Annotated in this window: 27 protein-coding genes and 1 pseudogene; all 28 read left to right on the top strand. The window is 48.2% G+C overall.

The window, feature by feature from the left end:
- The 28 genes and pseudogenes from ACTHO6_RS18775 (at position 1) to ACTHO6_RS18910 (ending at position 21,923) form a co-directional block, all read left to right on the top strand.
- Complete coding sequence (locus tag ACTHO6_RS18775) at positions 1-2,244, top strand: hypothetical protein (protein ID WP_310769173.1); 2,244 nt, start codon at positions 1-3, stop codon at positions 2,242-2,244.
- Complete coding sequence (locus tag ACTHO6_RS18780) at positions 2,241-2,681, top strand: hypothetical protein (protein ID WP_310769175.1); 441 nt, start codon at positions 2,241-2,243, stop codon at positions 2,679-2,681. Before ACTHO6_RS18775 ends, ACTHO6_RS18780 begins: the two co-directional genes overlap by 4 nt.
- A 71-nt stretch (positions 2,682-2,752) precedes the next feature.
- Positions 2,753-3,565: an RcpC/CpaB family pilus assembly protein gene (locus ACTHO6_RS18785; protein WP_310769177.1), complete on the top strand. Its 813-nt coding sequence runs from the start codon at positions 2,753-2,755 to the stop codon at positions 3,563-3,565.
- Entirely contained in the window at positions 3,562-4,761 is a 1,200-nt protein-coding gene (locus ACTHO6_RS18790) for an AAA family ATPase (RefSeq protein ID WP_440243208.1), read from the top strand. Before ACTHO6_RS18785 ends, ACTHO6_RS18790 begins: the two co-directional genes overlap by 4 nt.
- 12 nt (positions 4,762-4,773) lie before the next feature.
- Entirely contained in the window at positions 4,774-6,165 is a 1,392-nt protein-coding gene (locus ACTHO6_RS18795; protein WP_310769181.1) for a CpaF family protein, read from the top strand.
- Positions 6,166-6,175: 10 nt separating this feature from the next.
- A complete protein-coding gene (locus tag ACTHO6_RS18800) occupies positions 6,176-7,033 on the top strand; it encodes a type II secretion system F family protein (protein WP_429781814.1) in 858 nt (285 codons plus the stop codon).
- 3 nt (positions 7,034-7,036) lie between these two features.
- Positions 7,037-7,909: a hypothetical protein gene (locus ACTHO6_RS18805; protein ID WP_440243210.1), complete on the top strand. Its 873-nt coding sequence runs from the start codon at positions 7,037-7,039 to the stop codon at positions 7,907-7,909.
- 87 nt (positions 7,910-7,996) lie between these two features.
- A complete protein-coding gene (locus ACTHO6_RS18810; protein ID WP_024984543.1) occupies positions 7,997-8,215 on the top strand; it encodes a hypothetical protein in 219 nt (72 codons plus the stop codon).
- Positions 8,216-8,282: 67 nt separating this feature from the next.
- Entirely contained in the window at positions 8,283-8,489 is a 207-nt protein-coding gene (locus ACTHO6_RS18815; protein WP_024984542.1) for a hypothetical protein, read from the top strand.
- On the top strand, positions 8,486-8,887 hold the full coding sequence (locus tag ACTHO6_RS18820) for a hypothetical protein (RefSeq protein WP_310769189.1): 402 nt from the start codon (positions 8,486-8,488) through the stop codon (positions 8,885-8,887). The genes ACTHO6_RS18815 and ACTHO6_RS18820 overlap by 4 nt, the downstream gene beginning before the upstream one ends.
- Positions 8,888-8,900: 13 nt before the next feature.
- Positions 8,901-9,296 (top strand): prepilin peptidase, encoded by a 396-nt coding sequence (locus ACTHO6_RS18825; protein ID WP_429787628.1) that lies wholly within the window; start codon positions 8,901-8,903, stop codon positions 9,294-9,296.
- Between the two features lie 16 nt (positions 9,297-9,312).
- Complete coding sequence (locus ACTHO6_RS18830) at positions 9,313-10,131, top strand: putative bifunctional diguanylate cyclase/phosphodiesterase (RefSeq protein ID WP_429787629.1); 819 nt, start codon at positions 9,313-9,315, stop codon at positions 10,129-10,131.
- Positions 10,132-10,133: 2 nt separating this feature from the next.
- A complete protein-coding gene (locus tag ACTHO6_RS18835) occupies positions 10,134-10,397 on the top strand; it encodes a helix-turn-helix transcriptional regulator (RefSeq protein WP_429781808.1) in 264 nt (87 codons plus the stop codon).
- Positions 10,394-10,702 carry a winged helix DNA-binding protein gene (locus tag ACTHO6_RS18840; protein WP_412847291.1) on the top strand — a complete coding sequence of 103 codons (309 nt, stop codon included), beginning with the start codon at positions 10,394-10,396 and terminating at the stop codon, positions 10,700-10,702. Before ACTHO6_RS18835 ends, ACTHO6_RS18840 begins: the two co-directional genes overlap by 4 nt.
- Positions 10,683-12,146, top strand: a complete 1,464-nt coding sequence (locus tag ACTHO6_RS18845) for a cell division protein FtsZ (protein WP_429787630.1) — start codon at positions 10,683-10,685, stop codon at positions 12,144-12,146. The genes ACTHO6_RS18840 and ACTHO6_RS18845 overlap by 20 nt, the downstream gene beginning before the upstream one ends.
- 159 nt (positions 12,147-12,305) lie before the next feature.
- On the top strand, positions 12,306-12,875 hold the full coding sequence (locus ACTHO6_RS18850; RefSeq protein ID WP_342405587.1) for a hypothetical protein: 570 nt from the start codon (positions 12,306-12,308) through the stop codon (positions 12,873-12,875).
- Between the two features lie 606 nt (positions 12,876-13,481).
- Positions 13,482-14,216: a hypothetical protein gene (locus ACTHO6_RS18855; RefSeq protein WP_440243214.1), complete on the top strand. Its 735-nt coding sequence runs from the start codon at positions 13,482-13,484 to the stop codon at positions 14,214-14,216.
- A complete protein-coding gene (locus ACTHO6_RS18860) occupies positions 14,216-14,716 on the top strand; it encodes a hypothetical protein (RefSeq protein ID WP_440243215.1) in 501 nt (166 codons plus the stop codon). The genes ACTHO6_RS18855 and ACTHO6_RS18860 overlap by 1 nt, the downstream gene beginning before the upstream one ends.
- A gap of 14 nt (positions 14,717-14,730) precedes the next feature.
- Positions 14,731-15,810 carry a ParB/RepB/Spo0J family partition protein gene (locus ACTHO6_RS18865; RefSeq protein WP_440243216.1) on the top strand — a complete coding sequence of 360 codons (1,080 nt, stop codon included), beginning with the start codon at positions 14,731-14,733 and terminating at the stop codon, positions 15,808-15,810.
- The gene (locus tag ACTHO6_RS18870) at positions 15,807-16,922 is read left to right on the top strand and encodes a hypothetical protein (protein ID WP_440243217.1); all 1,116 of its coding nucleotides are present in this window, start codon (positions 15,807-15,809) and stop codon (positions 16,920-16,922) included. Before ACTHO6_RS18865 ends, ACTHO6_RS18870 begins: the two co-directional genes overlap by 4 nt.
- Positions 16,923-16,941: 19 nt before the next feature.
- Positions 16,942-18,435, top strand: a complete 1,494-nt coding sequence (locus ACTHO6_RS18875) for a type IV secretory system conjugative DNA transfer family protein (protein WP_440243218.1) — start codon at positions 16,942-16,944, stop codon at positions 18,433-18,435.
- A 156-nt stretch (positions 18,436-18,591) separates the two neighbouring features.
- Entirely contained in the window at positions 18,592-18,771 is a 180-nt protein-coding gene (locus tag ACTHO6_RS18880; RefSeq protein WP_440243219.1) for a hypothetical protein, read from the top strand.
- A 72-nt stretch (positions 18,772-18,843) separates the two neighbouring features.
- Positions 18,844-19,722, top strand: a complete 879-nt coding sequence (locus ACTHO6_RS18885) for a hypothetical protein (RefSeq protein ID WP_122905046.1) — start codon at positions 18,844-18,846, stop codon at positions 19,720-19,722.
- 6 nt (positions 19,723-19,728) lie between these two features.
- A complete protein-coding gene (locus ACTHO6_RS18890) occupies positions 19,729-20,307 on the top strand; it encodes a hypothetical protein (RefSeq protein ID WP_440243220.1) in 579 nt (192 codons plus the stop codon).
- 576 nt (positions 20,308-20,883) lie between these two features.
- Positions 20,884-21,015 (top strand): hypothetical protein, encoded by a 132-nt coding sequence (locus tag ACTHO6_RS18895; RefSeq protein ID WP_281274232.1) that lies wholly within the window; start codon positions 20,884-20,886, stop codon positions 21,013-21,015.
- Positions 21,012-21,263, top strand: coding sequence for a hypothetical protein (locus tag ACTHO6_RS18900; protein ID WP_440243221.1), 252 nt, complete (start codon positions 21,012-21,014; stop codon positions 21,261-21,263). The genes ACTHO6_RS18895 and ACTHO6_RS18900 overlap by 4 nt, the downstream gene beginning before the upstream one ends.
- A 348-nt stretch (positions 21,264-21,611) precedes the next feature.
- Positions 21,612-21,695: pseudogene (locus ACTHO6_RS18905) on the top strand (single-stranded DNA-binding protein); the annotation flags it as partial.
- A 15-nt stretch (positions 21,696-21,710) separates the two neighbouring features.
- Positions 21,711-21,923, top strand: coding sequence for a hypothetical protein (locus ACTHO6_RS18910; protein WP_310769223.1), 213 nt, complete (start codon positions 21,711-21,713; stop codon positions 21,921-21,923).
- The last annotated feature ends 151 nt before the right edge of the window (positions 21,924-22,074 follow it).

Consider the following 22,074-nt stretch of genomic DNA (forward strand, 5'->3'; position numbering starts at 1 on the left):
ATGAAAAAACTACGAATATGGCTGAATGTATTGGTGGTGCTGGTTCTTTCTATTGCAGCGGTACCTATCCAATGGGCATCTTCTTCAAACCAACCACCAATCATTAACCTGTTATCAATTAATGGGCAAAACGCACCAACCGTCTACGCAGATATTGGTCAGGTAAGCTATGCATTGATCGTATCCAGCTACTCTGCGAATCAAAAGGCTTTGGTTACGTTAACCGTCGAAAATACGGAAACGAATGAATTGACAACAATCTTCAAGGATCAGTGGTTGGAAAACAAGTCAAACACCGGCACGATGGAATTACAAAAAGGTTCCTATCTAGTTACGTTGTATGCGGTCGATGAAATTGGTCAGGCTGCTGAACCGTATTCAGTAACCGTAATTGTTGGGGCAGATACGGATCTTGCAATCAGAAGTGCTGACCCCAATCCCATTCTGATAAAAGAAGACAAAGAAACGAAGAACGTTACGGTTACTCTTTCTAACAACACGCCCAGTTCCAAAACAACAACGGTCGGCTGGCGGTGGGAAGGGGAATCGGTCTTACGAGATGAGCAGAGTGTTACTTTGCCTGGAATGTACCAGAATCTCGGTAAAGTCACAATAACCTTTCCGATCTCTTTGGATATGCAGGAGCAAACCAAAAGGACAATTGAGTTTGTGCTAAATCCCGATCATGACCCTTTGGAACAAAATTATGATAATAATCATATTGCTGTCCCAGTCCAGTACGATTTTCCGGATTTAAGCATCGACGGGCCGAGGTTAGTGTCTTTTACGGAAGACGAGATGACGATTGAATATTCGTTCGAACAGCTTGATCTTCCTGGAAGAACGGAGACATTGGTTACGTCTCTTGAATACGGAATTGGAGAAGCGCAAAGGATTGGTGTGCACACAGGTATTTTATTGGCAGTTGGTGAAAGAAAAACCTTTACGGTGACCATGCCAAGAAATGAAGCAACGTATGGACATATAAATCCTCAGGGCAATGCTCCTGCTCAAGAAAACGAATGGAAGAACAACTATAAGGAAAGTAAGTTTGATTTTTCCAGCCGTTTGAATCTGTACGTCAAATCAGTCAAAGGCGGGGTTTATCGTAAGGGTGAAAATGTGACGACAATCGTGCAGGTTGGAAACATACCCGATAGCGTCATGCCTGAAGCCGTTGATCTCGTTCTGCGTTTTGATGGAAAAGAAGTTGGCCGACAATCCGTTCATTTAAATCCGGGTGAAGAACGGGAGGTTCCTTTCGAGTGGAAGACGCCTGTAACCGGAAAATCTGAAAGAGCAACATACAAACTGGAGGCTGAGATTCACCCCAAGCCGCGAAAATTTGACGAAATAACGTACGAGGACAATATCAGGTCAGCCAATGTGGTTTTGCTACCTGAAGAAGTGGTCGGGGCAGTTTGTCGGAAGGAAGAAAACCAGACGACAGCGGTTTCCGGGACCTATGAATATTATTGCAATTGTACACCTGTTGGTTGCAGCATTTGCATCGGGAAGTATTATGAGTCCATTGTCGTGACACCGGAGTACCAAACGGCGACCGTAAAAGCAGGGATGGGTTTTGCCTACAAGCTGAAAACCGAGTACCACAACTCCAATCCGCACAATGGAAGAAAACATGATTTCTCTCGGATCATGGCGGAATTCGATTCAGAGGAGCATCAGGGGGATACGGTTATCCTGCCGGCAGTCGAGTTGGTTCCTCAAAACCCACCACCCGAATCATCGAACATCTGGCAATTTCCACGGGCCAAGATTGAACGGGGACAGAAGGACATAGAGGCCATCGAATACGTTTACACACTTGATCCTTTGGCAGTCGATGAAAGTCAGCACGTAGATGGGCAAAACAAGTATTACACCAGCTTTTATCAAAAGGATGGCACGTATCCGTTTGCGGTGAAGGGGGAAGGGGCTGGAGTGACCTTTACTACTCATACGGATATTGAAGGCAATACGACGGCAACGCCTGTCTCACCACGTCTTTCTACATGCATCGACGAGCAATACAATATCCTTGGGAGCCCGCATGATGATTACATTTATCGACGAGTTGATCCAAACAATCCATATCCCCACAATATTCAGCCCGGATGGGATTGGAAAGGATACGAATGGTACTTTGATGAACTGGCTCCCTGGTACAACAGCAATGGAAAGGACGATTCCAGCGGGCTTGATGTTACGGAATTCTCCGTCTATCCACAAGAGGCCGGGAGGTGATCACTTTGACAGGGATACCCAAGATGGTAGCCTTTTTTATTTGCTTGGCTTTTGTGATTGCGTACTTTCAAGACGTAACCATCGTTGTATTCGGTAAGGAAGACTTTCGAAGTGCGGCGATTGCGGCGGCACGGCAGGCCATTATCAAACATCAGGACTGGGCCGCTCTTCGAGTAGGTGATCCTCCTTATCTGATGAAGGAGGGGTTGGAGGATACCATAAGCCGGGTACTCCAAAACAACCTGAACGTAGGCACAAAGGAATTACATGTGCGGATGAGTACACAAACGTCGCCCGCGCTTCTTTCTCTTGCCATAGATGCTGACTATAGCAGCTCCCTTCTCAAACTGCTGAAGGAGAACAATATTTTGGTAAACGTCCCGGTTCAGACGACGGAGAGCATTGAATCGAAGTATGACATGAAAAATTACGAATAAAAGGTGGTGAATGGGCGCGCGACAAGCGCCTTTTTCTTATGCAAAGAACAGTGAGGATTGTCATCCTTCTTATGCTTACTGCTTTGGTTGGAGGGGGTGTTTACTTCGGATATACAGAGTATGAAAAACGACAAAATGCATTGGTTCCGGTATTGACTGTCTCACAAGAGATTCCTCCCCGCACCATGATTACCCAAAAGATGTTTGACGATGGGGTGATCAAGGTGAGTATGCACCCAGCGAAGATTGTTCCGCCAAATGTGTTCCGAAAACCGGAAGACGTCCTGAACAAGTTTACAGCCACCAACTATACGGTGCCTCCGAACAGCTATTTGTACGTCGGCAAGGTATTGACGGCGGAGGAAATGAAAGATGGCGCGGCAATGCTCCTCAACGAAGGGGAGAAGATGATTGCGATCAACACCAATTTGCGCTCTTCCTTAGCGGCCCAGATTACGGAAGGGAGTTACATCGACCTGTGGCTGTCAGCGGTGGCCAAAGAGGATAAAAAGCCAGTGATTGGCCCGTTCCTGGACAAAGTGAGGGTGATCGGGACATATGCAACCAGTTCTCAAAAGTCACGGCCAACGACAGATACCGTTACCAAAAACAGCAGCGATGAGCAGCAGCCGGTGACCATCGGGGCAAATGTCGTGCCACAAACGATACTTCTCGCGGTCAATAATGAGCAGATCGCTTTGATCCAACTGGCTGAAAAACTCGGAACCATTCAAGTAGTGGGAGTGAGTTACAAGGACTATGGCAAAACAACTTCAGCTACGGATAACGGGCTTTGGTCAGTCAAGAGGATGCGGGAATGGATGACGGCAGAATTGAGTAAAACATTTCAAGTTCTCGAATCTACAAAGGGGGATGCCCAATGATTATAAACGCAAGCAGCTATGAGCAGATTACGAAGCTCGCGCGTTCTTCTGGAATCGTGTGCGAAGAACGGTATGATCTTGGAGATGCACAATCACCTGTCATTTTGTCAGATACAACCGACCCGACCGGTGAAGTGGCGAATACGTTGGCGAGCCAGGGGGTTCCTGTTCTTTATTTGGCGTACGATCCTCCCGTCAATTTGTCTCCCTCTATCTCCATTATGAAGGGGGAGGAAGTAAGGTGGGAGCAAATTGACGCCTGGATTCAGTCTTCCAATCAAACCCAAGAGCAGAAGCAGCACATTGCCCATTTGAACGTGAAGCGAACGGTCGGGTTTTTTGGCATCCAACCGGGGGTAGGAGCTGGTTCGATTGCCCGGGCCTTGTCTTTTTATTCGGCCATGAATGGGAAGAAAACGCTGTACATCGACATGGACATCCGATTTCCCAAGGCTCCGTATCTGATCGGGTATAAAGATTCGCGATACACATTGGAAGGACTGTTGGAGGCACTTCAAAGCAAGGAACGGCCCAATATGGAACCCTACTTTTTGCATAAGTCCAAGATGGGGCAAGTCTCCAAACAACTGGCGGAACACTTCAAGAAGCTGCCGGATTTGTTGTACGTGCTGTCTCCGTCGGCAGACCTTGGGTTCGAGTATTTTCCAACCTTGGGGACGGACCTCAACGAGATTACCGACTACATGAAAAAAATCGTGGAAGGTGCCAAACCATTCTTTGAAAACATCATTTTTTCCATGGGAAGCGACCCGGATGAGCCGTTACACTTGGCTATACTCAGGGCTTGCGATCAACGTGTCTTTGTTATGGATACCAGTCCGTCTGCTGTGCGGTTGTTCCCGCAACGAATCAAACTGCTGGAGAACACCGGTGTTCCAACGGACGGTGCACAGGTGATTCTCAACAAGCTTCCTGAAAAGATGGACATTGACGTATTCGAGGAGTTCCTGCAGCGCAGCGTCACCTATACTGTTCCGTATGATCCGCAGATGATCACCGAGGTTCACAAATTAAACTTGCTTGGTGGAAAGTCGTTTGAGTCAGCCATCGGTGAAATCGCTGAAGGGTTATTGGGGCTAGAGAAGGAAACGAAAAGACGGGAAGCCGGTTCAAAAAAGACAGGGCGTGTCAGCCTTCTTTCACAATTTTCCCTGTTTCGAGAAAAAACCGTGTGAGGAGGGTCAGCGATGCAAAATGAAAAAATCCTGTTAAATAGAGGACGTGTAAACCTGCAACAACTGCAAAGCCAGCAGGCTGCTACGAAGTCTTCTCGGCCAGACGAAGAACAAAGTGTGGAACACACCAGTTCCGACTACGAATTGGTGCGAAATGAAGTGCGAAACTTTCTCATGAACGAACATAACAAACTTGTCCAGGATGCGCTGTTCAATAAGAAACGAAAGCCGGAGGTAGAGCGGACTATCCGCAACTACCTGCAGATCGAACGAAAGTTTGTGGCTGGCATGAGCATCGATGATGTCGTTCTCCGAATTTGGAAAGACATTTTTTCATTGGGGCCGCTGGATGATGCGTTGGAGGACAACTCCATCACGGAGATCATGATTAACGGGTACGATCAGCCGTGGGTAAAGCAAAACGGAAAAGACCGCCCAGCAGGGGATCTGATTCAATTTGACAATCAGAAGCACCTGGAGACCATCATTGTCACCAAAATCCTGAATTCATGCGGGAAGTCAGTATCGGATAAGAATCCGATTGTGGATGCACGGATCGGTGAATGCAGGGTAAATGTGGTATGGCAACCCATCAGTCAAATGAAAGGGCCCATCTTGACCATCCGAAAGTTTCCTCCGATCACGTTGACGGAAACGGAATTTTTGGAAAAAGGAACAGCGTCGCCCGAGATGTTTGAGTTTATCAAACTAATTGTTCAAGGGGGCTGCTCCATTTGCATGGGCGGGAGTACCGGGTCCGGAAAAACCACAACCTTTAAGCTGATGGCAGGCTTCATCAAAAAAGGCGAACGAGTCGTTGTCATTGAAGACACCGCCGAAATGCGATTGGAAAAGCTGTATCCCTATGAGGAAGGCTATCACTTTATTTCGGAAGAGTGTCGGATCATGGAAGATGAGTCGTTGGACATTGTAATCCAAAAGTTGGTCGTTACCAGTTTGCGTCAGACACCAAAGCGGTTGATCATCGGGGAGATTCGCAAAGAGAAGGATCTCTTGGCGGCGATTGAGGCTGCCTTGATTGGGCACCCGTTGTGGTTTACCATGCATGGCCTCAGTGCTTCAGAATTGGCAGAACGGATTAGTATGCTTTTGGCACGGTTTATGACCAAACAGGACGCCAATCGGCTGTTATCCAAGTCGCTTAACATTATCATGATGCAGAAGCATTTTGCTGAAGATGACCGCCGCCGCGTGTTTGAAATCGTGGAGATTGTTGGCGTTGACAAAGACGGAGAATTGATCCTCAACCCGATCTTCGAGTATGACTGGGATCATAAAAAGTTTGTTCGCAGCAACCCCATTTCTGAACGTCTGGTCAAAATGTTCCAACATGCAGAAATTCCAAGAACGAGATACGAAAAGTATCTCCAACCCGCTGGATGAGGTGGCAACAATGAGCATGGCGATTTTGTTAGCTGTAGGAGCCACGTTATTTTGCTTCCTTCTCTTGCTATGGTTTGAGTCCGGGAAAAGAGAGACGATCAAGTGGATTGAACTGCACAAGCCAGCAAAAAGAGAGCGCAATAGTTTTTTTGCCGAGGGAGAAAGGCTGGGGGTTTCGGTTCAGAAACAAGTCATATGGTGGGGACTTGCTTTCGGAATCGGAGTTGGCTTGTCTTTTCTTTTTCTCAACCCATTTATTCCAATACTCGTTTTGGTCGCCAATTACTTCTCAATCAAGATGTTTTACTTAAATAAAGAACGCCATATTCGGGATATGGCGAAAGAGCAGTTGGGACCGGCGCTTCAAAATTTGGGCGCCGCTTTTCGCATTCAAAAAAACTGGAAACGTGCGTTGGAGACCACGATTCCGAGCCTGGACGAGCCGTTGAAAAGCGAGTTCATGCGTGTGTACCAGCTCCACAGCAGCGATGTTTTGATTGGGGAAGCCCTACAGGAGATGATGGAACGGCTCAAAGTACCCGAAATGAACTTGTTTGTGAAGATGGCCGAGATCAGTCAATCGGTTGGCGACAGCGCAGCCGAAGGCGTATTGGTTGCGGGTGCCTTCTTTCAAACCAAGCGATTGGCAAGAATGGAGCTGGCCAATGCTATGCTAAGTGCTGTTCGAGAGAATCGTTGGCTGTCCTATTTGTTCATTGCTGCAGTGGCATTTTTCCGGTTCTTTCAGCCAGAAATATTTGCAGTGTACACAAATAGTTTGGTAGGCCAATGCTTGTTAACCGTGTATCTGGGGATTGCTCTTTTTGTCCCCGTCGTGAGTTATTTCATTATCCGAAAAGAGGTGTGATCGTTGATCTTTCTCGTTTTTGGGGGAGGGTTACTGGCCTTCCTCCCTTTTCTAATCCTGTTTTACCTGTTTCAGCCCTCGTCAACCTATCGGGCATCAATCCTTTTAGAGGAAGTCAAACCCGATCAAACATGGCACCGGTCATTCGGGTTTCTTTTTCCTCTGACCAACAAGTACTTGCTGCGAACCAGAGCTGCGATTGAGCAAGAACTACTGGATGCTGATTCGAGGAAGACACCTGAGCAGATTGGCGTTGAACAATTTGTGTACATGGTCGGTGTGTTGTTGCTGTTTCTGATTGTTCACTTGTTCGTGAAATCTTGGTTCATACTCGGTCTGGGTATCCTTTTAGCCGTATACTTTTTCTTCGAGCCGAGGAGAGAGCTAAAAAACAAAGCGAAGAAATTGCGGGAAGAGATACGAAAGGAAACGCCCAACTTTGCATTGACGGTCAGACTCTTGCTCAAGGGGCAAAAGACCCCAGCAGATGCGCTGCGAATTGCTTGCGAACACGGAACAGGTAGTGGGCTGAGTGCGTATGCGGAAGTACTCAAACAAGACTTGGAGTTTCTGTCACCGCAGGAGGCAGTTCAAAAATTTGCCAGAAGTACAAAGGTGCCGGAATTGATTGAATTCAGTACAGCTCTTTCTCAATACATGACAGTAGGGCCCGGTAAAGATGGTCAGGAAATCTTGGGGCAAATGGAATCGACGTTTCGGGAGTTGGACAAAAAACTCATGGAGCGCGAAAAGCAAGTACGTCCTGCCAAGGTAAAAACGATGAATATGATCATTGCCTTGGACGGTATCCTGTTTATTGCCACCCTGATGGCGTTGTATTTGGTGAGTATGCTGTCCAAAGGACCGGCCTTTTAAGGGGGGCGAGCAGTTTGAGAGATCCCCCTATGGAGTAGATGCAATCTCTAAGAAATCAAGCCAAAAAATATGTAGGAGAGGATTACGATGTGGAAAAAAATGATTCAAAAAGGAAAAGTCCTGTTTAAACCGCTCCGCAACGATCGTGGTACAGTGCTGATGGAAAAGAAAATTCTGTTGGTCGTCATTGTCGTAGGTGTTTTTGGATTCAGTTCCCTTGGCTATACGTTCTTAAAAGACTATTGGAGCCAAACATCCGACAACATCAAAAACAACAGCCAAATCAACGAAGAAGTAAGCTGGTAAAAGGAGGCCGGGCAGAAATGCCCGGTTTTTCTATTTATGAAATCAATTCCGAAAGGAGAGTTTGCGAATGCGAAGGTTTCTTCGCCAGTGGTGCCTTGATGAATCGGGTACGGTCTTGATGGAAAAGAAAGTGATTTTGGTGGTCTCTGCAGTGATGATCTTTGGTTTGGCCTCCATGGCTTTACCTTGGATCAACTCGTATTTTTCCGACTATACCACCAGTGTACGACATGCCGGGAAAGTACATGAATTTCGGAGCGTGATCCTCCAATGAAAAAACTACGAAATCAAAATGGGTTTATCAGTATTGAGTATTTGATTATCTTCTCCCTGATTTTTCCGTTCTTCATCCTTATGGGTGATTTTGTTCAATGGGGAGGAAAATGGCTCAATGCTCAGGTTTGTATCAATGACACGGCTCAAAAGATGGGGGAGCATGGCGGGCTGTTGGATGGTACTATCCCCTATTTGCAACAGCGGTTTGCTGATGCCGGACTGGACCCTGCTGAATGGGATTTGACGGTTACAGCTGGTCCATTAGCAAAAGGGGAGGAAGGCGTGATTGCCGTTTCGTCCACCTACACATTTCAGTCTTTGAAGATCATCGGAATCACGGCTCAAGTTCCCTTACGGGCATCTGCCACGTTTACATCACAAGTCTGGATGAGGTGAGGACGTGATACTCATGGGGTTCTCTCTCATTGTTCTGTTGATCGCCACTTTCACGGATTGGAAATGGCGGATCATCCCGGATTGGTTGACGTATCCGTCTATGGTGGTTTCGCTCCTGTTCCATTACTTTCATGACCAATTGGGGCATTCCATATTTGGTGGTCTTTTTGTGTTATCCATGCTGCTGGGACTTTCATTTTTCGTACAAGACGGTATAGGGGGAGGGGATATGAAACTCCTTACCTTCTTGGGATTTGCACTTGGGTTCCCGCTCGTAAATGGGGTGATCTTATTGTCTTTTTTGTCGGGGCTCGTTTTTTCTAAAGTGATGAATCAAGTTCATGTACCGTTTGCACCGTTTATCACGTTTTCATTCATGATCCTTCTGCCGACGATTTCGGTGGGGTAATAAGGAGGAGGTGTCGATGGATCTGCCGGTAATCCAGCACGCCAAAGAAATATGCGAACAAGAATTACGAAAAGCGTTGGCAGCGGGAAAGCAGGGAGGGATTGAGATTTTTTACCAACCATTTGTTCACGTTGGGACAGGTCAGGTTATTGGAGCGGAAGCTCTCACACGATGGGTACACCCATTGTTGGGGGAGATTTCGCCACGTATTTTTGTTCCCCTAGCTGAATCGAATGGTCTGGTTGCCGAATTGGACCGATTCGTATTAACAGTTGCTTGCAGACAGGCGAAGAGGTGGCTAAATACTTATGGGCCAATACGAATCGCTATCAACATTTCCCCGCTTTCCTTCCAACATGCCGACTTTGTTGCGGTTATCTTGAATGTTTTGCAAGAAACTCGGTTGCCCCCAGAGTGTTTGGAGATTGAACTGACGGAGAACATTGCGCTTCGACAAGAACATATCTTTTCGACATTCGCCAGGTTGAAAGGGATTGGAATAAAGATCGCAATTGACGATTTTGGTACAGGATACTCTTCGCTAAATTACCTGCGCATGTTTCCAGTTGACACATTGAAAATCGACCAAGTATTTGTGCAAGATGTGGAAAACAGCCAGCAGGAAGTTCCGATTACTTCAGCCATCATTCGTCTCGCTCACGAATTGAATCTGCAGCTTGTAGCCGAGGGAGTTGAATCGGAAGAACAGAAGAATTATCTCATGCAGAAAGATTGTTTTGTCATGCAGGGCTTTTTGTTCAGTAAACCGCTGCCGGCTGATCAGTTTGAACAATTCTTACAAGCCGATGTGCATTCTGGATTAAGGAGGTGTTGACGATGACAGAAAACCAGTTGCTAGACAAATTGATGAACGGAGTTTCCGAAAAATATGCCCTAACTCCCCAAGAATCAAAAGTGCTGGCCATGCTGTTGCAAGGATACTCCATCCCGCAAGTTGCGGTTCATTTGGAGGTTTCTCCTTATACAGCGGAAAAACATAGCCAGACCGTGCTGAGAAAGCTAAACATTATGTACAAGCGAGAGTTACCATTTTGGCTTCTAAAAGAAATGGGGACAGATAAAGGAATGGTGAAACTATGACCCGATTGTACGAGTCGAAACACTATGCCTTGTTCTCTGCCCGTTTGACTGAACCCATGAAGGAAGTTCTTTGCATTATCGGAGAGAGTGGAGAGATCAATAAACAATCGATCATTGACACGAGCAGATACAGCAAAACAGTCGTCCATGCTTGTGTTGAAGCGTTGTATTTTTCAGGACTTCTCAAGTTGAGGACACCAAGACGAGAAACGCTCTACTCACTCTCCGAGGAAGGACAAGCGTTTGTAGATTATTTGTTGCTGACTTCAAACGAGGGGGGATACTATGAGCCTGATGAACAGTAAGGAATTGGAGTTCATGACAAGCAACGGCCTCATCCAAGATGTGTCCTTGCGATTTGGTGTGATAGGCGCCGGTCAAAAGGGGAACAAGGATGCGGATATCTTTGCTGGTTATCGCTTTGCGGATGGGACACAATGTTACCAAACGTTGGCAATCAACTTTGCCCAGGCGGATATGATTCACCTGAAAAACATCCCGGAAAAGGATCGCATTCACTTTGACGGAATGAAAGGAGCTGCTCGGACTCCTTCTCTTGTGGTCGAGTTATTCGATCCGACGTTGAATCCCAAGGCGAATGAATTGAGAAGCCAGTTGGCTGCTGCCATGGAAAAGAAATTTGCAAATGTGGAGCATCTGATCATTTCACTTGGCGCCGGGGGTGGCGTGGGAACCGGTTGGGGCTCTTTAACCCTCAATTTGATCAAGGAAGGATTCTTTCCTGTTCCGATCACCTTACTCATTTCGCTGCCGATTGACGATCCTGATGAAATCGCAAATGCCTTGCTGCTGTTAAAGGAGATTCAGGATTTTCTCAAGATACAGGAAGAGTTATTTGAATACTCTGACACAAAGCCGTTAGCCAGCGTGATTTTAACCGACAACAAAAAGATTTACCATGATTTTGAATTGAAGAAGGGATCGCGGACACTCCAACATACGAACCTGTCCTGGAAAGACGAGGGGAATAATGCGGTCATTAGTACCATCCACGAAGCCAATCTCATCCCTGCCAACTTTGGGAGCGACAACGTAACCTATGACCCTTCAGACTTCATCAAGCTGATGCAGCTCTCCGGCAAGCTTCTTACGATGGCGAAAGCGCGGTTGGAACCGCATTTTACCATCGAAAAACTGGAAGCAAAGATGAGATCGAGTATCGAGAAGGGATACTTTGCTTGCGGGCACCAGTACCAAACGGCGACGATGTATGGCGGTTTTATTTTGCGACCGTCCAATGCGGACTTTTTCAAGGATGTCATCACGGAACGGACGATCAAGAAAGTGATCAGTGACTACAATCCGATTACGCAAATGAGAGGTAAGTTTGGCGACCCGATCTGGAATGAAAATTACGCGGTCATCTACACTTTTTTTGCCGGGATGGGGATGCCAAGCCGTTTCGCCGAGCTGGCGACAGAACTTCAACAGATCAAGGAAAAACAAGAGCAGGTTCAACAAGAATCGGAACTGGATGTTGATGTGTCTGCCGCTATCAAAAATGTGAAACAGTCAACGTTCAACCCCTATCAGCCGAAAACGAACAAATTCGGAGGGGGTGGTTTTGGGGGAGGATTTCAGTCAGTGTTCAGTCGATCACAGTCAGCCGTCACCAAAGACGATGAGAATCAGAAGGAGAAGAAAGAGGAGCAGCCGAACCGCTTTGGCCAACGACCAGGAAACCGTTTCGATGCGCTGCGGAAGATTCGTCTGCATGAAAACCAGTAATAGCATTCAACGGTATCCCTACGGATACTGTCGGTATCCTATACCAATTGCAACAGAGAGCCGAGAATACAGCATTTTAGGGTGAACGGTATGTATGCCGATAGTATCCCAACGGATGGTGACGGTATTCTCTGCCCAATTTATTGAGAAGGTGGTTTTATGTGGGAACGTACAGGGGTGGAACAAGCCTATGAACTTCTCCTGCAAGCGCAGTATCAGCTAAAGGAATGGATGAAAGAAAGGAATCCTGTGGAAAATCCATGCTCTTTTCAACCGGTGTTGGAACCATTGGAAGACCATTGTTTTCGGTTGGTCTATCCGGAATTGGCTCCTGTGTTCAGTCGATTGAAGAACCACGCACCAGGGTTGCGAGAGCAGATCAAGCAGGAGTGGTTGGTAGGAACAGAAGAAGCCTTGCGAGCATACTGGCAGCCGGACCGCAGGAAGGCTTGGGATGGTTTTAATACGAGGGATGGAGTGGGAAGTTACTACTTCCAGGAGCCCGTGGCGGTCTGGATTCGGAACCATTATCCCGCCAATCTTCTCATTGACCTGGACAACCACGTGTACAAGTGGATGATCGATGCGTTGGTAAACGCCTATTTCATCCCCGACGACAACAAAAGTCGGGTGTCTCTTTTGTTTGACTATGAACCAAACGTCGATCACCCCCACACGGAAATGTACGTGCTGCCCAGACGAAAATTAATGGATTTCTTGGCGGTGTAAAACCCGAAAAACAGCGGTGGCATACGTATGGAATCAAAGCGCTCTTTCGTATTGAATCAAAAAAATCGACAGAAATTTCCACATGACGTTAGCGGCTATCGTATGGATTCAAATTAGAATCCATACGATACAGAGGGTGAAAACAGGGGTTCGTCAGATTTATTTGATTCCCTATGTTTAAACGGTGCTATTTAGGAAAGCAAAATTCAGATGCCGGGTGTTGTGAAGTTTCTTTGGTTCCATATCTGTCTTTCGGGGGTTAACTACAGGGAAGGAGTAAAAAGACAGATTCCATATGAAAAAAGTGATCTTATCCCATGTCCGTCTAAGGGGTTTGGAGATTGGGGGTCGGGGTTGTGCAATCAAAGGGCAATTCCGGTGGGATTAGGGGCTAAGGCCGGAGGCTGAAGCCCCTAATCTGGCCATGTGACCAGCAGCCGGGAGAGGTCAAAATGCCGGGGGAAGAACTGCAATTCCACGGGGGTGGATAGAGGGAATGTTGGTTGTCTGAAAGTTGATTGGTAAACGGAAACGGGCGAGCAAGTGAGAGAGTGCCCAGCACTCGACGGTTGCGAGCCGTACAGCAACGAAAAAGGGGGAACACTTGTGAGAACACCAGAGATCACGTCAAATGACATTGCGCTGTTTCGGATGATATGGGCCTATCGTGGTTGCACCTCAGATGTGTTACGAGAACGGATTTTCGATGGCCGAAGATACGGGTATACACGAATCGCAACGTTACAAGAGCGCGGATACATTGCCAAACGAGCAATCTACAACCGGGAGTGGCCGAGGGGATACTGCTGGTATCTACTGAAAAAAGGACTGGAAGTGTTGGCTGATGTAGAAGGGTGGAGCCTGGAACGATTGGAGATTGAGATTCGCCGATGGGAAGAATGGCGAAATGACAGCAAAGTAGCGCAATGGAACCGCCTATGGATTATGAACGTCGCGGTAGCGTGCGAAAAAGCAGGATGGGTGTGGATACCGAAGTATGAATTTGTCGGTTGGGGCCGCCAAGATCGAGAGCAATCTCGTATTGGCGGCATCCTTATTTGGGAAGAGCAAAAGTATGCCTTGTTCGTGATCGAACCGCAGGGAGGGAGATTGCCGATCTACCGGGCGAAAGAAGAATCCCGTCGGGTGCGAGGCGTTGTAGACGGCGTAATCGTTCTCAGCCGAAATGGGTGGTGCATGGAACAGTGGGGCCTTCCTGATTATTGGGAGTACGTTCTTCCCTACGATGAAGGAATTGCCATTTTAAGCCTTGGAGCAGGATGGGAAGCAACCATGAGAAAAGCAGGGGGGAACGTCTGGAAAGCGGAGGGGGCCTTGTGATGGGAGAAGGAAGAATGTCGTTTCTCGTCATCGTGGTAGCGGGTTTCATTCTTGCGAATGCCCTCCCCATGACCTGGATTCCTCTCTTGCTCTGGTTTGGGATTATGTGGATATTGTTGGTAACACTGTGGATTTGGAAGAAACAGGAGACGTATTCCGGCTGGTGGATGGGGGCAGCCTATTGGATTCTCATGGGATGGAAGGGAGATGAAGTCCGTCACGTCTTGTACCAGGTAGCCTTGGGGTATTGGAACGGGGATGGGGCAATGAACTGGTTGTTGATTACGTTAGCGGTGACCGTCTTATATGCCGTGGTCGGCATCAAGATGTGTCACCGCTTTGCGGTTGCCCTTCCCAAATGGGTAACGTCGTCCATGGGGACGTTGACCCGCTCGGTAAAGAAGGCCATGGGCCAAGATTGGGAGCTCATCGAATTCCAGCTGGGGGTCGATCGTACAAGCGAGATTACAAGCGAACCATTCCGTCCAGGTGGGGAATAAAGGGGGGGAGAATCATGCTTATTCGGGAAGAAGTGGAGTATCGGAGGGTGGAAGAGTTAAGGGAACATCCACTCAATCGGATGCTCAATTCCCCATTGGGTTCCATGGAGGCTGCTCTGCTTGAGAACAGCATCGACGAAATGGGGATTCAGGAGCCTTTATGGGTAACGGGGGAAAACGTCATAATCTCCGGTCATGAGCGGTGGAAGATTGCAAAACAGAAGGGAATGGGAGAGGTACCGGTACGAGTCGTGGAATCTGTCACGGAAGAAGAAATGCTGTACCTGCTTGTCATGGCCAATGATGCACGCCGCGGGGATGAGAAAGATCCAATGCGTAAAGCCCGCAAGATTAAGGTCTTGTACGACTATTGGGGAATCACGGTGGGGAGGCCCAAAAAGGGACACGATGACCACAATGCGAGAAAAACAAGACATGACGTAGCAAATCTAGTAGGGGAGGGAGAAAGAACAGCAAGACGATTGCTCAGACTCTTGGATTTGATTCCAGAACTACAAGAGCTGGTTTCCCGTGGCGTTATCGGCGTGGTGGCTGGGAACGAACTGGCTGCCTTGTCGGAAAAAGAGCAACGCCAGCTGTACGAGGCCATTACCCGTTCCAATGTCAAAGAGGTACGATCCCAAGAAATCCAGGCCATACGCAGCGAACTGGAATATCTCCGGGAGCGCCGGTCGCAGCAGGTGGATCTGCAGGAAGAACAATTGGATTTGCTGGACATGAAAGAAGACGTATTGGCAGAAATGGAGGAGCAAGATGCAGCTGATGGTGGACTGAAGAATGAGTTGCCGGAAGAGGACAGGGAATGGCACACCGAACTGGAGAAGGAGATCCCCAAGACGGCGATTGATGCCGTTGCCCCCACGTTGGAAGCATCCAGTGCCCGAAACTTGCGGCGCCGCTTGTTGATCAAAAAACTAGACAAGGCGGAAAAGCTGATTGAACGACTGGAACAAGATCTCCTCCCGTTTTTTGATAACCTGATGGACGCCGTGGTGCGGGAACGCGTCCATGATATAGTAGGGCAGTTGATGCGCGTATCTGAAAGACTGGACGAGGCGGTGTCGGGAAGGTGATTTTTGTAAACGGTCAGTTGATAACCGAAGATGTGTATCGCTCCGGTACAGATTACGATCAAACCGTTTTGAAACAATGGCATGAAAAAAAGCCGCGGATACAATGCGCGTGTCAGGCATATGCCATGCGAGCGGAGATGCACGTGCGAAAAACGCCCTACGGCCGCTATACGTTGGTCAACAATCCTGAACACTCCGACAAACATACACTTGCTTGTCCTTACTACGGGGAGGTTGAACGGTCCCGAACAGGGGAGAGGCGAGCAGTCGAAAAGGTTGGCGATCGCTTGGTCGTCCATATCAAGCTGTTCCCGGAAACAGGGACACAAACCGGGAAAAGCCGGGAGACGGGGAATCGAACCGGGGTTAAAACGGAAGAACAAACGCATCGTCATCGCTTGTTTCCTTCATTCGTCTTCGACTGGTACAAGCTGGCTGTCGAGCAACTCCAGGGAATGGGCAAGAAGATGACTCCAGCTTCCGTCCTGTACCACATGTGGCATTGCATGTCCCATCACCGGATCTGGATTGGGACGGAAGATTTTTATTGGTTTGGGTACGTCCCAAACGAGCGTTTTCGGCTCCCAAAACGGCGAAAGGTGGTGCTAGGCTGGCTGCGGGAGCGGGAAGAAGTGATCGGGGGAGAGCGGTGGGGGATTGAGGGCATGAAGTCGTGTTTGATCCGTGTTCTTGTTCCCGAAAACCATATCCCCCGCTACCGAGTGGATGGCAAGCTGGTAGTGCTCCGCGTCAATTTCGACCATCAGGAACCACGTTCTATTGCTCCAGCTGTGGGATGGCATATCACGGAAGAGGGCTGGTGGCTGCACAGTGGCGCTGAGCGGGAATTGCTCATGCTGTTGCGGGAACGAAAGCATACGATCCTTCGTCCGATTGAGCCGTCAGAGGAATGGTTGGGGTATCAGCCGGATTTTGTTCTGCCGGAGCGAAGTCCTCCTGTGTATGTAGATGTGTTGGATGAACCGGATGAGCTCTTGGAAGATCGGTCACCTCAAAAGAGGAAAAAGCAGGCGGAGATTTACCGAGCAGCGGCACGAAACCGGGTGATTCGCTATGTGCAGTGGCAGTCCGGTGATCCGATGGAACTTTGATGGGGAAAGGAGGGATCACATGATCGTCACCTATGGCGGATTGGATGCGTTTTTGCACACCTTGGTTGTGGGACCAACCGGGAGCGGGAAAACAAGTTACTTGCTCTCTCCCATGGCCATGCAAATCTTGGAGTCGTATAAGCGTGGAAACCGTGTCGGGATGCTGATTTTGGAGCCAAGCGGCGACTTTGTGGAGGATATTTACCAAGGGTGCCTTGCCTACGGTATCCCGGTTTGGCGAATCGATCCAACGTGGGACGGAAGCGATGGTTTAAACCCGCTGCTCGGCGAACCTCAAGTCGTCGCGGAAATGACGAGGACCGTATTGAAAAGGCTTTTTGGCAAACAAGAAGCCTTTTTTGCATTGGTGCAGGAAATGGCTGCACGAAATGCGGTCTTGCTTTTGAAGCGTCTGTACGGAGACGATGCCGATCTGCTGCATATTGTCCGCGCGCTCCGAAATCTCAAAACGCTGAAGGAACACATCACGGATTATGAACGAAAATACAGGAGAGATGACCTTGTGGAGTTTTTTCAGGTTGAGGTTTTCGACAGTGAAAACTTCACCAAAATCTCTACGGGCCTTCGGATGCAGCTGGAAGACTTGGTTGGGAACGAGCGGGTGTTGAAACTGCTGACGAAAAAGAAGGACGAGAGTGTCCGGTTTGAGGATCATTTGGCAAACGGAGGGGTGGTTCTCATTAACTCCGCGTTGGGAGAGTTGGGGAATCTCAGCAGCATTTTCGGTCAGTTTGCCATCATGACCTTTCAAAACGCCGTGTTCCGGCGGCCGGGGAACCAATGGACGAGGCGCCCGCATTACACCTTCATTGACGAACTACCCGAATACCTCAATCCCGATTTTCGCCGACTATTGACGTTGGGGCGGAAATATCGAAACGCGTGTACAATCGCCATCCAGAATATTTCCCAGCTGAAGGTAGACGGATATCCCGGCTTGGAGGATACCATTATGACCAACTGCCGGAACAAATTGATTTTCGCCTGCGAACACGAAGCGGATGCGAAGAAGTTCAGCGCCTTATTCGGGACGGAAAAACGCGTCAATCAGACGAAAATGTACGACACCCATATGGGAATGAAAGCATTTACGGCGGACAAAGTCACGCAGACGGAAAAGGAAGTACCGCGGTTTACTCCGACACAGCTCATGGAATTGCCTGCCTATCACTTTGTCGCCAGGCTCGTAAAGAACGGGCAGCTGCAGGTACCCAAACTCGTGAAGGGGGAACTGGTTCGAATACCAGAAGGGAAGGAGGAAGAAGAAAAACGGAAGCCATTCGCGTGGTTAGAAACAGTGAAAAGAAAACGAAAGGAGGAGATGATCTCGACAGATGTTCCGAGTGAATCAGAGGAGGAAAAAGCAGCAGTCTCACAAGAGGGGGGGGATCAGCCGAAAAAGAAGATCACGATTGTGTTTCCAGAACAGTCCAATGTTTCCGGGGAAGTGAAATGGTTTACGTTACGAAAAGCCAAACGAAAAACGGGATAACATGGCTTCCCTTAAGTGAAGTGGGGTGTCCAAAGAATGAAATGGCGATTTTGGTCCCTGGTTTTGGCAGGAATCACGATAGGATCGGGTTTAACCCTTTGGGAAGCGTTCTCCTAGCGGGGGCTTCCAGCATATTTGGTAAAGGTGGAGTATGACATGGCAAGACAAGCGGCTGTCAACGAGCAACGGATGGTGGCAACCAAGAAGACAACAACCCGGAAGCAGAGATCAACAAAAGTCAGCGAGGAGGTTCCGTTCGTTCCATTTCTCCGAGTGGACATAAAAACGGGAGCATTCATTCTGGACGAGCGAGAAGAAAGATATTGGAAGATATGATCAATACGCTACTCTCCCATAAGGAAGAGGGCTATTTTTATTTTCTCAAATTCAAAAGAGGAGGAATTACTCATGTTGGCAAACATTTTCGAGCGCAAAGGGGATCAGAAAAACTTCTGGGCGGAGCTGTTCGCCGCCAAACAAAACAACATGGCCATTCAGGCCAATGTTGTCGGCTTGGAAACACACAAATTGAACGGAGAATCGGTTCGCTGCTGGGTATTGGAAGTAGAGCCAACTGGGACTGTGAAAGGCATCGTTCCGCGAATGGAAACAGGCGTGGAGAAATCGTCCGAGATGAATGAATTCCTGGGGCAGACCATTCCGGTCATGATCCTGCACATTGACCAGGACGCCGAACAAGTGCTGTGCAGCCGTATCCGTGCCATCGAACTGATGCAGGAAATTGCCTTACGGCGGGTGAAGGTAGGGGATCAATACACGGCTACGGTGACAAAAGTATCGCAGAACCGTATCGTGGCAGAAACCTCCGGGTTTTCATTTACGTTTACCAATTCCGACTTGAAATTGCCATTTAAGGATTTGCGAGACGTGTATCAGGTAGGCCATACAATCACCGTTGAAGTCAAGGAGATCGTCAGGGATGGGCAAGCTTTACAACAGAGTGAAGCGGCAGCCGGGGAAGATCAAGGCGAGAAAGTGCCTGCTTCGTCCATTCGGCTTGTCGTGGTACCTGTTCTCCAGGATAAATGGGATTTGATTGGCACAAAGTTCAATCTCCGTGGTGTGTACAAAGGCGTGATTAAACGCCAATTCGACGCTGGGTATTGGGTCGAACTGGTTCCTGGATTGGATGTGTATTGCCTGCATCCGAAGCGAAGCCTGCACAAAGGCTTGCTCAAAGAGGGACAAGTAGTGTTCATCCAGCTGCAGCGGATCAACAACAAAGAGCGTCGGTTGAGCGGCGAAATTACCCGCGTAATCGGGTGAGAAAACATGTTCGGGAAATCATGGACATTCAACTGGGAACCTACACAAACCTCATCTCTTGAGGTCCATTCACCGCTGCTGGAATGGGTGAGAACCATCGGGATCATCACGGCCACTTCCGCAGACTGGTTTCATGCCACCAAGAGGGAAACACGGGAAACGATCAAGCAGCTTTTATCCGCTGGCATCATTATGCGCGGCCAAGCCCAATCCGAGGATAACCAAAAGCTCACCGTTTACGCTATCGAACCTCTTGCCGGAGACGCGGCCGTAAAAAAACTGATCCTGGAGCGAGTCTTGGATCACTGGCTGGACTACGTGGAGCCCATTGATATTCAGACAAACCCAAGCGGGGGCACGATCCGGATTGGAGACGAACTGGTGGACATTCGGATTTTGTATGGGGATGTCCACCCTCCCGAACGGGAGCGGGTCTTATGGTTCGGAGGAAATTGGGACGAGTTTCGATCGGTTGTTCAGCCGGGACACTTTGCCGCAACCCTGGACGTATGGGAAAAGGGAATGGTGATGAAGTGGGAACACAATTGGACGCCCGTACCTCTCTCCCTCTTGACGAAGGGATAAAATCTTAGGTAAAATATGGGCAAATCAAGTCCAATATACGAATCATCAGAGGCTTTTTCCGTGGAGCGGATAGGGGTTCGTATACAATCAACCATGTTGAGCATGGGAGATTGCGAAGAAACGGGATACCTCATACCGTTGGGTAGTTGGCAATACCTGTTCCCTATGAGGTTAATGATCTGCGTTGAGCGCAGAACTTGATGGAATGTGTGAGGCTTTGACCCATGGTGCGCCTCTTCCAATCCTGCGAAGGGAAGCAGATTGGACAACATGGGCGGAAAAGATATCGTGCTTGTCGTTACCTGGCAGAGACAAGGCGATATGGTGGTTACGAGAGAGCTAGGCACGGACTCGTAACGGTCGCAAGCTGCAGACGTGTTGTGCATGACTGTAGAACTTGCCACAAGAATGTTCTCGATGGAAGCATAGGCGTAGTACGCTTTTTGCAGGATTGTTTCGTGCAAAAAGAGGTACTACGCCTTTTTGCGTTTTCAGGACATCTCCTCTGAGATACAATGGGTAGAAAGACGTTGTATCTAAGGAGGTGGAATACACATGCAAAAGGAGAGGGATGACATGGACACTCTTGAAAAAGAACTGGAAGAGTGCTGGAAAGAGGCTGCAAACACGAAGCCATTAAGCGATGAGGAACTGGATGCGATCATTAAAGACGTTCGCAGATCCATCCGTAAGGTGGTGGAACAATGAACGTGGTAATCGACACCAGCACAATCATTCGCGCGACGTTGGAACAAAATAGGATGGCTCAAAGGGCTCTTTCGTTGTCCATTCGGGAACATCAGGTACTACTGACGGATGAGATGGCGAAAGAGCTTGCTGCCACGATTGTCATCGTCGCAGAAAAGAAAGGGCAAAACCCGAAACCACCATTGAGAGTAGCGGCAACTTACTTGCTTCGGGCCAATCGGGTACGCACTGCAACCGTGTATTCCTGATGCTACGATCCGGATGACTCCATGTTTATTGAGTGCGCAATTGATGGTGGTGCACAAGCGGCCGTCTCCAATGACCACAGTTTAACCACCCTGCATGAATACGTCACTCATGAAGAGGGGAAAAGACTCATCCAAAAGATTGAGTTTTTAACCCCGGAGGAGTTTGTAAGGAAATACAGCCTGTCATGAGTTTTTTATCGGGCACAGGAAACCAAGACTTTTCTACCGCTTAAGGAAGGAAGTCTTTTTTATTTTTGCTCTCGTGCGGGCGTACCAATAGCACGGGCCGAGAAAATGAATCATGTAAGTTGAATAAGTTGAATTGGTCGTTTGACGAGAGACACAGAAATGCGTTTTACGTAAAACGGGGTAGCCGTCACGACCTTTACACTTGCGGTAAATCGTCCGTTTACCAATCAGGATGGACGACAATAGGAGGTGTTGCTTGTGGAGATTTCAAAGTATAATGGCTTTGAGGTGGTCTGTATGACAAAAATCGAATCCATCTTAAAGTCCATTATGGAATTGACCGAAACCGAAAAAAGGGAATTATTTTTTCGGTTATACTCTGAATTGGAAGAGATGGGATTCCTGAAGCTGAGTGAATCTTCACTTGCTGAATGGAATAGTAAGGAGGACGATGTATATAATGACCTATGAACAAGGGAGCATCGTCCTACTTCCCTTTCCTTTTTCCGATTTGGAAGGAATGAAGAAACGTCCCGCTCTGGTTCCTCTAAAGCCCCAAAATTGGATTTGAGTTATCACCCCTTATCTTGTTAATCTGGTATCAGAAGAACAGAGGGGGATT

Origin of the sequence: Brevibacillus sp. SAFN-007a, from assembly GCF_051967035.1 — a bacterium.
GTDB lineage: Bacteria > Bacillota > Bacilli > Brevibacillales > Brevibacillaceae > Brevibacillus.

What these genes read in the sequence shown, in the direction of transcription:
- ACTHO6_RS18775 (WP_310769173.1), top strand. Translation starts at nt 1, where the DNA reads ATGAAAAAACTACGAATATGGCTGAATGTATTGGTGGTGCTGGTTCTT.
- ACTHO6_RS18785 (WP_310769177.1), top strand. Translation starts at nt 2,753, where the DNA reads ATGCTTACTGCTTTGGTTGGAGGGGGTGTTTACTTCGGATATACAGAG.
- ACTHO6_RS18790 (WP_440243208.1), top strand. Translation starts at nt 3,562, where the DNA reads ATGATTATAAACGCAAGCAGCTATGAGCAGATTACGAAGCTCGCGCGT.
- ACTHO6_RS18795 (WP_310769181.1), top strand. Translation starts at nt 4,774, where the DNA reads ATGCAAAATGAAAAAATCCTGTTAAATAGAGGACGTGTAAACCTGCAA.
- ACTHO6_RS18800 (WP_429781814.1), top strand. Translation starts at nt 6,176, where the DNA reads ATGAGCATGGCGATTTTGTTAGCTGTAGGAGCCACGTTATTTTGCTTC.
- ACTHO6_RS18810 (WP_024984543.1), top strand. Translation starts at nt 7,997, where the DNA reads ATGTGGAAAAAAATGATTCAAAAAGGAAAAGTCCTGTTTAAACCGCTC.
- ACTHO6_RS18815 (WP_024984542.1), top strand. Translation starts at nt 8,283, where the DNA reads ATGCGAAGGTTTCTTCGCCAGTGGTGCCTTGATGAATCGGGTACGGTC.
- ACTHO6_RS18820 (WP_310769189.1), top strand. Translation starts at nt 8,486, where the DNA reads ATGAAAAAACTACGAAATCAAAATGGGTTTATCAGTATTGAGTATTTG.
- ACTHO6_RS18825 (WP_429787628.1), top strand. Translation starts at nt 8,901, where the DNA reads ATGGGGTTCTCTCTCATTGTTCTGTTGATCGCCACTTTCACGGATTGG.
- ACTHO6_RS18830 (WP_429787629.1), top strand. Translation starts at nt 9,313, where the DNA reads ATGGATCTGCCGGTAATCCAGCACGCCAAAGAAATATGCGAACAAGAA.
- ACTHO6_RS18835 (WP_429781808.1), top strand. Translation starts at nt 10,134, where the DNA reads ATGACAGAAAACCAGTTGCTAGACAAATTGATGAACGGAGTTTCCGAA.
- ACTHO6_RS18840 (WP_412847291.1), top strand. Translation starts at nt 10,394, where the DNA reads ATGACCCGATTGTACGAGTCGAAACACTATGCCTTGTTCTCTGCCCGT.
- ACTHO6_RS18845 (WP_429787630.1), top strand. Translation starts at nt 10,683, where the DNA reads ATGAGCCTGATGAACAGTAAGGAATTGGAGTTCATGACAAGCAACGGC.
- ACTHO6_RS18850 (WP_342405587.1), top strand. Translation starts at nt 12,306, where the DNA reads ATGTGGGAACGTACAGGGGTGGAACAAGCCTATGAACTTCTCCTGCAA.
- ACTHO6_RS18860 (WP_440243215.1), top strand. Translation starts at nt 14,216, where the DNA reads ATGGGAGAAGGAAGAATGTCGTTTCTCGTCATCGTGGTAGCGGGTTTC.
- ACTHO6_RS18865 (WP_440243216.1), top strand. Translation starts at nt 14,731, where the DNA reads ATGCTTATTCGGGAAGAAGTGGAGTATCGGAGGGTGGAAGAGTTAAGG.
- ACTHO6_RS18875 (WP_440243218.1), top strand. Translation starts at nt 16,942, where the DNA reads ATGATCGTCACCTATGGCGGATTGGATGCGTTTTTGCACACCTTGGTT.
- ACTHO6_RS18880 (WP_440243219.1), top strand. Translation starts at nt 18,592, where the DNA reads ATGGCAAGACAAGCGGCTGTCAACGAGCAACGGATGGTGGCAACCAAG.
- ACTHO6_RS18885 (WP_122905046.1), top strand. Translation starts at nt 18,844, where the DNA reads ATGTTGGCAAACATTTTCGAGCGCAAAGGGGATCAGAAAAACTTCTGG.
- ACTHO6_RS18890 (WP_440243220.1), top strand. Translation starts at nt 19,729, where the DNA reads ATGTTCGGGAAATCATGGACATTCAACTGGGAACCTACACAAACCTCA.
- ACTHO6_RS18895 (WP_281274232.1), top strand. Translation starts at nt 20,884, where the DNA reads ATGGACACTCTTGAAAAAGAACTGGAAGAGTGCTGGAAAGAGGCTGCA.
- ACTHO6_RS18900 (WP_440243221.1), top strand. Translation starts at nt 21,012, where the DNA reads ATGAACGTGGTAATCGACACCAGCACAATCATTCGCGCGACGTTGGAA.